The sequence below is a fragment of the Candidatus Odyssella thessalonicensis L13 genome (genome assembly GCF_000190415.1).
GTDB classification, from domain to species: Bacteria; Pseudomonadota; Alphaproteobacteria; order Paracaedibacterales; family Paracaedibacteraceae; genus Paracaedibacter; species Paracaedibacter thessalonicensis.
The window spans coordinates 213637-225258 of sequence record NZ_AEWF01000001.1 but is presented as its reverse complement, the minus strand read 5'-3'; the positions used below and the strand labels follow the sequence as shown (position 1 = coordinate 225258).

Sequence of the window (11622 nt, the reverse complement as noted above, 5' to 3'; positions counted from 1 at the left end):
AGACGAGACCTTCTCTATTTATTGCCGATGACTCTCAGCAATCTTATCAGCCCACTCTTTGGCAGCATCGCCGCCCCATAAAAGCCAAGCTATGTAGCCTTTTGAGGGGCTTGCCTCATTGCCAAAATCCTTAGCATTTTTATCCACTTCATGGCGCGCAAAATAGGCTGACATTTTTTTAATAACTTCAAGACTTATGGTGTCATTTTCTGCCAGCTGATGACCGCGGTTGATTCCCACCTCTGTGCTGCCTTTACCAAATTTCTCCCTCAGTTCTAACCCTTTTTGCGCATTCTTTTTAACAGCGGCGGGAACCGCAAATTCTCTAGCGTTTTCCATCCTCTTCACTCCAAAAAACAGTAGTTAAACTTAACTATGGATCAAATTAATCTTTTTTTGACTTAACGGAATCAGGATTGGCCACATATTGTTGCCCGTGCCGTGAGCCTTGTTTTTTACTCTGATGGGCTGCTTTCTTTTCAGAAGGAGATAACTTATTCCACACATCCCGGGGCAAATAGCGGTCAGTTTCGCCATCCTTCTTGATAGCTTTTTCACCATGCTCGGTTTGCCACTCTTCCTTGGTCCATTTTTTTAGATTACGTTGAGCAGAGGTTAATTGATTCTGATGCTTATAGCCACCGCCTGCCGCTTCATATTCCTTTGTTAGTAACTGCGACTTGCGTGCCGACCATTGTCCCGATTTTCCTCCCTTTGACTCTGCCTTGATTTTTTCCTTTAAGTCCATCCGTAATTGCGGATCCGTATAATCTTTAGCGTAATCAGCTGTGGACTTTGTTTTTGCTGCCATCGGCTTTTCCTCCCAACCTTAAGGCCATAAATACTTGTACCTGCCTTAAAGATCCCATACGCCTACACCTAAATTAAGTTTAAAAGAGCAACAAATTTTACTTTACGCCTTAATTAACAATAAAATAAAAAGCTCCCACTTTTTAATGAGAGCTTAGAAGAAGAAAGGATAATTTATTATTTAATTTTACAATACTGCAACCAATAGGTATCAATATCTTTAGCAGTAATATCAAGGCTTAAAGCAACAGCTTCTTCAAAAACGCGCCCTTTAACTTCTGAGGCGATCTCGGCATAAAATTTTTTGTCAGCTTCAAGTTTATGGCTTTCTTTTGGTGGCAAAGGTAAGCCTGGCTGATCTAAATAAGTCTCATAAGTTTGATAATCGAAAATCTTAAGTGGTCTCGTATGTTTGATCTTCTCTATAATCTTTGTGAAGCTTTGCGCTATAGCCGTGCTCGTCTCCTGCTTATAAGCCAGCTCAGTAGCCTTGGTCGCTCTTTTCTGCAAAAGGTACTTAATCGTCTCCTTCCATGCTTCTAAATCTTTTCTTATAGAGACCAAACGATAATTTTGGGCTCTGTTTTGCTTAAAAGCTTGAGTAAAAAATTTAACGAGAAGATCATTTTCCAAAGCTAATTGGAAACATTCAATAAGTTCTATATAGATCGCATGGGCTCGATCTTGCACGCGTTCCCTTACCTCCTCGCAATTAATTATAATACTAGGTTCCAGGCTGTATTGTAATTCTGCTAGCCCAGTTGCCTTAAACTGAGAGAATAGATCATGACAAATTTGTACATTTTCTTTAATTGCTGTATTAATAATCCCCAAGCAACTCCGAACCACAATGAATCGATTCTCTTTAATATACTTCTTACAATATAAATCATATAAGTACTTAAAGATCACCTGCATATTATCTAGCTGTAAATCACTGGCTGGTTTTGCTTGGACTGGATCTCCAAAAAAACGATACTTCGAGCGTTGATTATAATAGAAAACAACCTCCTTATATTTAATCTCAATAATTCCAGGCATTACTTCAGTAAGGATAACTCCATTTGGAGCTGTAGCTATGGCAGTCTGCGTGAGTGATGCATATTCAACACTATTAGCATTAAAAGGCTGATGAAATATTAGATCCTCTTTATTATAGTTATCTGGCGTTAATGGCAAAGAGATGGGAGAAGAGTTTAAGGAGAAACTAGCGGGCGAGGAGCTAATAGGCGAGGAACTCCCGGAAAAGCTGAGGGGTGATGAAGGGCCCGCTGAACTGGTGGGTGAGGTACTAGCGGGACTAGAGTTTTCTAAAGATTCAAGAGAGGAGGCTCTCCTTTTTCTTTTTGGAGAACTGTCCCACTTTTCAGATGAAACATTCTCCTGAGATGAGAAACCAATTTGGCCTCTTTTCCTCTTAGAGTATGTAATGACGTAAACTTGAGCCTTTATTTGCTGGATAAAGTAAGTATGATATTGATGGTAATCACTTCGCAAAGCGTGAATTATTTGTATGTAGTCGCTTCCTGCCAACGATTCATGGCTAATATTATGATGCCAAAGATAACTAAATGCTCGCTCTATATTCTTGCTTTTTAATAGAAAGTTGACTAATCCCATAGACCTGACTTTATAACTCTCTATACAGTGAGGAAAGTATGTACTTTCTTGAGTATGATTGCTCTGTGTATACATTAGATTTATTAGAGAAACGAAATACATTTTAGAAAAAGCACGCGCTAACCTTGATTTATTAGCAGAGTTATCTATCAGGTTATAGCTCAGCATAAACTTCGAGAGAAATAGAAAATTAACCTTAACTGCGCATAACTCCATTTCCTTTTTGGTCAAGATAGCCGTTAAAGGAGGACTCACCTTTACTGCCGCTATAGAACTTAATAGAAAATCATGGAACTCAGGGATTGCGACTAGGCTTTCTTCAAAATATTTTGCAAATAAAGCAGCATCGTCCACATTCTTTAGCAGCTTTTCAAGCATTATTGCCGAGGAAATTTCTTCAGCGGAGGTAATTTCATGGCAAAAAGCCATGTCATTCTCGAAACAAGGCGAGGATTGGAATAACAAGTCAAGTTGAACTTTTTCTGATGATGCAGCGAGCTCTCTAATAAGTTCTTGTCGCTGAACATTAGATATTTGCATCGCAGCAGTAGGAAAACTAGCAAATAGCAGACCAGAAAAAACGGCTGCATATAGGGAGGGAGAGTGACTTCTAAGCATTACAATAACTTTTCAAATTAATATAATTTTAGTCTCAATATCAGAATAAGTTTAATAAAAAGCAATTAATCTCCTCAAATACAAGTGTAATCTTTTTTAAAAAGGGTAAGAGGTCCATTATTCTGACTTAATTTTGCTAAATGAGGGCTATGTCGAATCAAAGAAAGGCTAAGTTGTTTTAAGCATAAATTTTAGAAGATGCCTCGAAATCCTGAAGGTGCTAAAACTCATGGGCTACAGATCACTATAAAATTAGAGTTAAGCCTTATTTGGTAATCTCTCATTTCTAGTCGACTTTTAATGAGGAGAGCCAGCAAAGCAGGCATCCGTTTATGAGCTCCGATGAAATTGCCTAACAATCTAACTCTCAGAAGTTTCACCTCTTTAAACACCATAGTTGACATTAAGTTGGCTCGCATCAACAGTAGTAACACCTAACACGGACCAAGCGGCATGACAGGCTTCATCATATTCCGCCCAAGATCGCACATTACCTTTTAGAATAATGGTGCCGTCTGTTACTTCAATACTTATTTTACGGGCATCCAGGCTCGCATTTCTTTGAAATTCACTTAATATTTTACGAGAGACTTGCTCTGGAGTAATGCTAGAGTGGGGCCTGATCAGTAAGTTGTTGATGACATTTCTAACACCATAAAGATATCTTATAGCCTCTTCAGCCTTATGCCGTTGAAAGTGAAAGTCAACTTCACCAGTAAGGATTACGGTTCCCTTTTCCACAATAACTTGAATACTGTTAGGTGGTAAAGCTGAGTCCCATTTAATTCCATTAATGGCAGCCTCAGCAATTTCTTCGTCACTGCGTACTAGGTTATCTTCAAGGCTAACTTGCAGCTCTTCAACAATACCGGCGACACCTTGAACATTTTTTGCCAGCTTCTCAATTAAGAATTTTTCGTAGTAATTCTTAACGCTGCCACTAAAGGTCACAATGTTATTATGGACATTCACAATTATATTCTTAGAGATAATGCTAGGATCAGAGCCTAGCTTTGCTTCAATATCTGCCTTAATAGCTTCATCTTTTTTCATGATTACCCCCTTGACGCTGCTCTGTCAGATTACATAGCTTAGATATACTCTCTCTAATTAGTAGATATGAGCAGTAATATTTATGTTAAAAACAAATATTTTTTTACATATATTTACATGAAATATAAATTTAAATTAATAACTATAATTGTTTTTGGATTTTAATAGCTGAATAAAGATGTCCTTTACTGACGAAGCTTATGACCGTTTACGGATAAAAATGGTAGACCAGCAGCTGCAAGCACGCGATATTTCTGACACTCGCGTTCTCGCAGCTATGAAGGAGATACCTCGACATTTGTTTGTTCCTTCCCAACACCAAGATATGGCCTATGAGGATTCGCCTGTACCCATAGGGCAGGGGCAAACAATCTCTCAACCCTATATTGTCGCCTTTATGAGCCAAGCAGCACAGCTTAAACCTACTGATAAAGTATTGGAAATCGGTACAGGCTGTGGCTATCAAACAGCAGTCCTGAGTCAGCTATGCGCTGAGGTTTATACCATAGAGATAATTGAAGAATTAGCTAAGCGGGCGCAAAGACTCTTTAAAACACTGGGTTATCATAATATTCAGTCTCGTATCGGAGATGGTTATTCTGGCTGGCCGGAGCACGCCCCTTATAATGCTATCCTTGTTACTGCCGCCCCCCAAAGATTACCCCAGCAGCTTGTAACACAATTGAAAGAGCAGGGAAGATTAATTATTCCTGTTAAAGTTGACCATCAGCAAGAGCTCATCGGCGTGACTAAAACAGAAGCAGGGATCCAGAAAGAGCCCCTTATCCCGGTTAAATTTGTTCCCATGACGGGTCAAATTGAGCAGATGTAGGCTTAAAGAATGCTATGCACCTATTCATCACTTAGCCAATTACCGGAAAAGCTGATTCCTCGACACTTAGTGCCTACACAGGAAACCATCCTGCCTTCGCCAGCAGTAGATTTGTCGGCACAGTTACCCTCCCAACAGATGGATGCTAATGTCTTTCAAACCTGGAATAACGCTTTTATTCATTCTCAGTTATTTATCGCTCATGCGTTGAGCATCGCTTCTTTAAGGCGAGTCATAAATGCATATTTTACAAACCCTCAAGCTTTGGATGTACAGCAGCTTATTAAGTACTCAGTATTTACTATATTGGCCGTGCGGCAACTTATTTCTGGTTCATTGATTGATGTAAGACAAAAGAAAAGTGAACGGGTTCTGACCCGTAATAGTGTAGGGTATCTTATCACAGTGCCCGCCTGGTGCTTACATACGATTAATCTCACCGATGCCGATGTGCCCATGGAACACTACGGTGTTAGCCAACAAGCCTATCGAAAATTGATTCTAGCGACAAATAATACCCTCAATCAGAGCAAGATCTGCCTACTTCCCCAAGATATCTTAGCTTCCTCTCTAAATGTGTACAACGAAATTGCTTTTGTACCGCGGACAATTCATCCACATAGCCAAATTAAAATTGAGGGAATCTTTATCAATAAGAATGTGAACAATTTTGGCACCCAAACAGACAAGAAAGATCCTAATGATCCAGAATTTTATTTTACTCTGATGCGCCAGCTAGCAACCTTGTTACATCTTCCTTTGCTGTATATTTAGTAATAGCTTTATCCAGACTGCAATAAGGCTCGCCCTCTAAGTGAAAGAGGATAGACATCGTAGCGATCACACTTAGGAGCAGCTTTTACTCCCTACTTGGGAGTGTCTGCATGTTCTTGTAGAAAGCTACCGTCTAAGGTTAAAGCGCTTACTTTCGTGATAAAGAGAGTTTAAATTATCTGTCTTAAGACTTTTACATTTATGCACCTTTCTTCTCTGGCGTCTTAGCGGACATTTAATGATGGAGCAGCTTTCCCCTGGTAAGCTAGGAGTTGTTGATGCTACCAACGTTCAGCCAGAAACCCCTAAAATTCTCAGCACCGTCGAAACTATAGATAACGCTGTTATTGAGTACGCCCTACTAAGCATTAAATACTGCAATGGGTGAAGATCTGATAGCTTTCTTTTTCCAAAGATCTCAGGTTAGATTTTTGCACAAAAATCTTGCCGTAAAAAAGGGTTGTCTCTTTTCCTTTACAACAGTAAGGGGGACAAAAACTATCATGACTTTCGAAAGAGAAGGCGAACACATTGAGGAAGAAGCTTTGTCTCCTTCCTCATTATTTCTTCACCACCCCGTCAACCCTAGCGAGGGTTACTTTGTAGACTCATCCTTGGAGAAGGCATTTCTCTGAGGCCAAAAGATCAGCTCCTAAAAAATTTAAGCTTTAAGATCGTACTTTTTACATGAATGGTGCCGATCTCCCACAGTGTAGAGACCACCAACAGTCTTCCAAGATTTCTAGAGGAGCCGTATACCCTACCTGTGATAGCCGTTGTCTTGTTTGCAATTTAATTTCCTCCTCTAGTTCTGACAGCATAATTTCTTCAGCTGCATTCAACTTTAACGCTAGCAGATTTCTTTCCGCCTCAGGATAGCAAGATTCTAATTCTTCTCTATATTCCACGAAGGTTCTCCCCTCGAGATTGGCAAGCTTTATAGTGTGACTTACTTCTTTATAAATGCTATGCATACTTTCCCAGATGATACTAGCTGTCGCCACTTTAGATGGCGTTGTAGCGGTACACGCTTTATTCTGCAGAGTGTCCATTTCAGCAACAGTGATCGCAGTCTGCGCAGACAAATACTCCTGCCATGGTAAAGCCAGCTCTCTTGTCTGTTGTAAGGCTTGCGCTGACGGCTGAGTAGACAAAAGGGACTGATTGCTCATTTTACAGGGTCCCGAAACGGTAGCTCCCTTCAATGGAATAGAATCACTTTTATAAGGCATTGGTGTCCACACAGGCGCTATGGATGGTTGACCCATCTCTGTTGGATGTAGGGTGCTTGTATCTCCTATTACGGGCGAGCCCTGACTCACCTTAACTGTTGAAGCTAGGTCTACCCCCCTGGCCTGCAAAGGGCCTTTTGACCCGTCACCATTGACGGCGGGCCGCAAGGGCACGTAACTTCGTCGTCTTACCCTTTGTTCTGAGTTAACTACGGGGGACAATTGTATAAAGATCTGAATTATGGGGGTTGGAGCTAAGGGGGAAGGGTAATGGCGTGCTACCTCTGTCCATAAAGCCGACCCAGTTAACAATTGAGGCTCATTTCTTTGCACAGGCATAGCCGTAGCACTAGCGAACAGAGGGACTTTCGCGGTGGTGAATGGAGGCTTATAAGGTATACTGATATAATTGTTGCTCGTTGGGATAGGTTGCCCTGGTTGTTGAGAGAGAAGGGGAAATAATCTTAATCGCTTATTTTTTTGCTGAGCCGCAGGCTGCTGTGAATCGTTAAGAATTGCCTCTGTCCTTCTCTTGCTTGTCTTTTGCTCGGCAGCAGGCTCTAGGCCGATGCTACGTTTCTGTTCGGTTTTCTCTGAGGTTTGGCTGTAAGCAAGCAGGTAATCTTTATGGATATCCACTAAGAATCCATAAAATCTGGTAAAATCCAACTGATTTATGGCTAGCTGATTCCCACAGAAATAATCGTAAGCAATATTAATGTTACTGCTACTTAATAGAAAAGTAGCTAATACGATCTTATCAGCTTTATAGTGAATTAGTGTCTTATGAAAGATATTGGAAGTATAAACGCTATTAATATTCTCAGTTAAACTGGTAACAAAGCTCACAAAGTAAAACTTTGCGAAGGCCCCGGCTAGGCGTTCCCTATTTAATCCTTCTGGAACACCCCTATATAGAGATAAAAACTCATGAGTAAATAAAGAGTTGAGCATATTAATATGGCTATCCATTGAAGAAGGATTATGTAGGAAATGCCGAATGATGGGCGCTTCTTTGGCCCGAATTAAAGCATTCACAAAGAACTTATTAAATTCAGGAATTTTAAGTAATTTGCTATCAATTAATCTTAAACATTCGGCTGAAATCTTTTTCAACCTTGGCTGCTTTAATCTCTTCTCATCGGGCAAGATTAAATCTTCTAACTTTATACTATAGCAATCAAATAATGATTGTATCATTGCCTCTTTGAGAGGATGCTGTTTATCTCTGGGATGGGAACAAGAGCGAGCATCTATAGCCCTTGGAGCGTCCATGCTTCCTCCAACAGTGATGGTTGCAAGTAAGCTAAAGATGACAGGAGATCCCGAGGATCGCCATATCCTTTTCAGTTTTATCATGTTAACGCACCGGAATTATTTAGTGAGATGATAATTTATGAGGTATTTAAGCGGCTAGAAGATATAGAGTTACACTGATAAAACCCTCAATTAAAAGCACTCGATGTATCAATTTCTACGCTGAGCTAGAACCTAATATCCTAAGAGGGCTCAGTAGAAGAAATAATGTTGATAATTATTTTAGCAGATAAAGAGTAGAATCCCAAGAAATTTGAAATTTTACATAGATTTTACCAACTTTATAAGTGTTATCAATACTTTCTAAAGACAGTAGTCGAGTTCACATTTAGGGTATAAAATGCCTGCCTGTGTTAGCCACCTCCTTTGCCAACCGAGAAATGGCATAAAAACCATAAGGGCCGCTTCAGCCAGAGAACAATTTAATTGTTATAGCTGCCAAAATAGGAAGTATTTAAAAAGACCCCATAAGGGGAAAAGGATTTAAGGACATCTCAGCAAGAAAAGCTTATTAAAAGGGCAGGCAGTGACAGAATCTATGCAATGAGCACAAAAAAGAAGCATGATTAAGAGAGATTTACAGATAAATATGGACTAATTCTGAGAGTTTGAGAGCACTTGTAAAGGCGATCCCAATAAATTCTAGTGAATAAAAATATCTTTACATGGGTCAATTTTAATGGTAAATTCATTTTCAATAAAAATGAAATCCCCGCTTGTTAATAAGGGAAAAAATAACCAAGCGGGGAGAAATAAATTTTAGTTTTTATTTAAGAGTTGTTGCTCTTCTTGCTATTTGTATTGTCGTGGCTGTGACGACCGCCTTCAGCAGCAATTTCTCTTACTTGCTCTTTAGGCATAGAAGCAAAACCTTGCTTACCTTTTGAATGATCGTTAGACTTTTGGTTTTGGTTCTGATCTTGGTCTCTCTTTGTAGTCATAATAACTTCTCCTTAGTTATTTAAAGTTAACATCATATAAGCTACAGTTATATTCTTACCACCCATTGTGATCTTTTTTAAAAAGGAAATAGTGGCTATTTTTAACCTTATAGAAAACCATTTAAGAAAGACATGGGGAAGATAGGGTCAAAAGTTTAGCTTAAAACCTATCATATTTCAAGGATGAGTTCTTAAAGAGAAAGCTTCATCTTGCCTTATTTCTCCATGAAAACACTGAGTTCCTGAGGCAGATATAAGCATCACCATTCTGACGTTTGTTTAAAAGTTCTTCAATAAGAAATAGGAGAGAGCCGTAGAAACTCCTCTCCACTTATCCCAGAATTTCTGAGAATTACGCCTAACTTTTCTCCCTGCAATTCTGAAATTGCTCAAGAACCGCAAAGAAAAAATTAGGGAAAAGGGGATTACCTTTTTCATTGGACGGCTTTGATCACCCCTAACTTATTTAAAATAGTAATCTTTCCTACCTCTGTGGGACCATAGATAGTGTCTCTTAGCTCAGCCCATAAAGGACTTTGATTTTCGTCATAGACGACGGCTCGTAACTCGGCCCAGGTAAAAGGAGGTTTATCCTGCTGCACCACTTGTGTGAACATTTGATGAATCACATCAATTAAACTGGTTGGCACGAAATGGCGATAGAACATTTGCAAAACTTCTGCTTTCGGAAGGTCGACCAATCTTTGATATAATTGTTGTGTGTGATTATCAAATTCTAGCGGCTCTGCCAATCCAGTTGCTGGCCCAATTAAATTGCGGACATAGGAACGCTGATGTGGTAATTGTTCAATAACTTCATCGGCTCTCATTCCCAGTAAAGCTCGCATGAAGCGATCATTGTTTAAGAACATTTTATCAACATGGCGGCGGACCGTATGGTTGATGACTTGAATTAAAGCCTCACTGGTATTGGATGACCACCGCGCGTTAATAAATTGATCCTGCTGCTCTAGCTGGCTGTACAAGAGATGAATTGCTTCCTTTTTTCCCGTAGGACACGCATTGATCGTGAAAATGAGCTCCAAGAATTTTCGTTCTTGCTCAGAAAGATCTTCTTCCCCTCGCTCCGTCGAAGCAGCTTGCACCTTGGCAACCAAAGCAATCAGTTTAGCGGATAGGATCGAAGCTGTTTGTCCTTGGCTATCTCTCTGTCTTAAGAGGCTAGGAAGATAACCACTACCCAAGGCTCCTGCCTTCAGGATTGCAAAGGGACGAGTCTCCCCCTCTACTTCCGAGTCCTGCTTGAACATCTGCTCAATCTTATCTTCTAGCATAGGCTGTGCCTCAATCCGCCTTTCGAGCTTTCTGACCCGATCTTCAAAAAATGTTGGCGAATAGGCGGGTAATGCCACGACCGGCACCCTTGCCACAACAAGATCCTGTCCTAGGTCATTCAAATACTCAGGGTTGAGCTGAATTTTATAACCTTGAGCACATTCAGTGATCATTTTAAGAGCACCGAGATCAATTGCTTCTTCACGCTTAGCCTTTAAGTCTGTGTAAATCTTAAAAGGGTTTAAAGGGTCACTTATATTTTCCAGCAAAAGATTAATGCGGGCAGCGTCTTGCACCAATTCATGCTCTTCAGGAAAGTTATACAGGTGATGATTGCGGATAATTAATCGACTTATTTCAAGGGCGACCGTTTCGTCAGACGGAGCAAGTAAAGTGTGCCAATGGTTAAGGACTCGTGGGTGCCACTGAGAGCCAGGCAATAAGAAATGATGTGCCATTAAAAGTATCGGATGGTCAAGACCTAACTTAAACAGATCACTATTCTCTTGTTCAAGACGAGCGAGCTCCTCAATAAGTTTTGACACCGCAATAAATCCGAACTGAGTTTTATTAGATAATATGTTCAGCATTTTTAAGGTTTGAGCGTTTTTAAGCCAATCGTCCAATTTTGGATGATTCAAAAAGATAGACCGTTCTTTAGGAGTCAATCTGGATAAGTGTTTTAGAAGCTTATCACAAATATTATCTAATGCAGGCTTCTTTTCCCATAAAGCAAATACTGCTTGCAGTACATCTTCTCTATCTTCAGGGACAACAGCTTCTAAATTAGCTAGTGAATGATTAAGGGTAGCTATCAGAGGCTCAATTAAGTGAGGATAAGAGGTTAACAGTGAGCGCTGATTCTCTGACAAACTGTCTATTTCATAGAGCAAGGTAGGTAATTGCTGTTTTGCCTGAACAGAGCTCTCTAGAAATCTCTTTAAAAAGCTAATAAATTGAGGCCACTCATTCGGCGATACTATGCCCAAAAGATTAGCAAGCTCTCGTTGAATACTTTTAGCTAAACCATGACTACTTCTGGGATATAAGAATTGTCGGCTAACTTCAACGGGACAATAATTTATAAAATTCATTAGCATTTCTTGCTGTCGAAGATTCAAGGAGTATG

At 40.0% G+C, this 11622-nt stretch carries 11 protein-coding genes; 4 read left to right on the top strand and 7 right to left on the bottom strand.

Annotated elements, in window-relative coordinates; genetic code table 11:
* Nucleotides 1-18: 18 nt before the first annotated feature.
* From HMO_RS0101090 to HMO_RS0101075, 4 genes are all read right to left on the bottom strand, one after another.
* Nucleotides 19-339, bottom strand: coding sequence for a hypothetical protein (locus HMO_RS0101090; RefSeq protein WP_010297555.1), 321 nt, complete (start codon nucleotides 337-339; stop codon nucleotides 19-21).
* A gap of 46 nt (nucleotides 340-385) precedes the next feature.
* Entirely contained in the window at nucleotides 386-811 is a 426-nt protein-coding gene (locus HMO_RS0101085) for a hypothetical protein (protein ID WP_010297552.1), read from the bottom strand.
* A 176-nt stretch (nucleotides 812-987) separates the two neighbouring features.
* A complete protein-coding gene (locus tag HMO_RS0101080; protein WP_010297551.1) occupies nucleotides 988-3048 on the bottom strand; it encodes a hypothetical protein in 2061 nt (686 codons plus the stop codon).
* Between the two features lie 384 nt (nucleotides 3049-3432).
* Entirely contained in the window at nucleotides 3433-4101 is a 669-nt protein-coding gene (locus HMO_RS0101075; protein ID WP_010297550.1) for a BON domain-containing protein, read from the bottom strand.
* Between the two features lie 178 nt (nucleotides 4102-4279).
* Here HMO_RS0101075 and HMO_RS0101070 point away from each other — a divergent pair, with 178 nt between their 5' ends.
* The 4 genes from HMO_RS0101070 (at nucleotide 4280) to HMO_RS17480 (ending at nucleotide 6342) form a co-directional block, all read left to right on the top strand.
* A complete protein-coding gene (locus HMO_RS0101070; protein WP_010297549.1) occupies nucleotides 4280-4933 on the top strand; it encodes a protein-L-isoaspartate(D-aspartate) O-methyltransferase in 654 nt (217 codons plus the stop codon).
* 9 nt (nucleotides 4934-4942) lie between these two features.
* Nucleotides 4943-5707, top strand: coding sequence for a hypothetical protein (locus HMO_RS0101065; protein ID WP_010297546.1), 765 nt, complete (start codon nucleotides 4943-4945; stop codon nucleotides 5705-5707).
* A gap of 238 nt (nucleotides 5708-5945) precedes the next feature.
* On the top strand, nucleotides 5946-6095 hold the full coding sequence (locus HMO_RS16940) for a hypothetical protein (RefSeq protein ID WP_010297543.1): 150 nt from the start codon (nucleotides 5946-5948) through the stop codon (nucleotides 6093-6095).
* Nucleotides 6096-6210: 115 nt separating this feature from the next.
* Nucleotides 6211-6342: a hypothetical protein gene (locus tag HMO_RS17480; RefSeq protein ID WP_280956237.1), complete on the top strand. Its 132-nt coding sequence runs from the start codon at nucleotides 6211-6213 to the stop codon at nucleotides 6340-6342.
* A gap of 48 nt (nucleotides 6343-6390) precedes the next feature.
* On the opposite strand, the gene HMO_RS0101050 is transcribed toward HMO_RS17480, so the two are convergent.
* The 3 genes from HMO_RS0101050 to HMO_RS0101040 all read right to left on the bottom strand — a co-directional run bounded on the left by HMO_RS0101050 (nucleotide 6391) and on the right by HMO_RS0101040 (nucleotide 11587).
* Nucleotides 6391-8298 carry a hypothetical protein gene (locus HMO_RS0101050; RefSeq protein WP_139016793.1) on the bottom strand — a complete coding sequence of 636 codons (1908 nt, stop codon included), beginning with the start codon at nucleotides 8296-8298 and terminating at the stop codon, nucleotides 6391-6393.
* Nucleotides 8299-9026: 728 nt separating this feature from the next.
* The gene (locus tag HMO_RS16350) at nucleotides 9027-9197 is read right to left on the bottom strand and encodes a KGG domain-containing protein (RefSeq protein ID WP_010297532.1); all 171 of its coding nucleotides are present in this window, start codon (nucleotides 9195-9197) and stop codon (nucleotides 9027-9029) included.
* A 434-nt stretch (nucleotides 9198-9631) separates the two neighbouring features.
* Complete coding sequence (locus HMO_RS0101040) at nucleotides 9632-11587, bottom strand: hypothetical protein (protein ID WP_010297528.1); 1956 nt, start codon at nucleotides 11585-11587, stop codon at nucleotides 9632-9634.
* Between the last annotated feature and the right edge of the window lie 35 nt (nucleotides 11588-11622).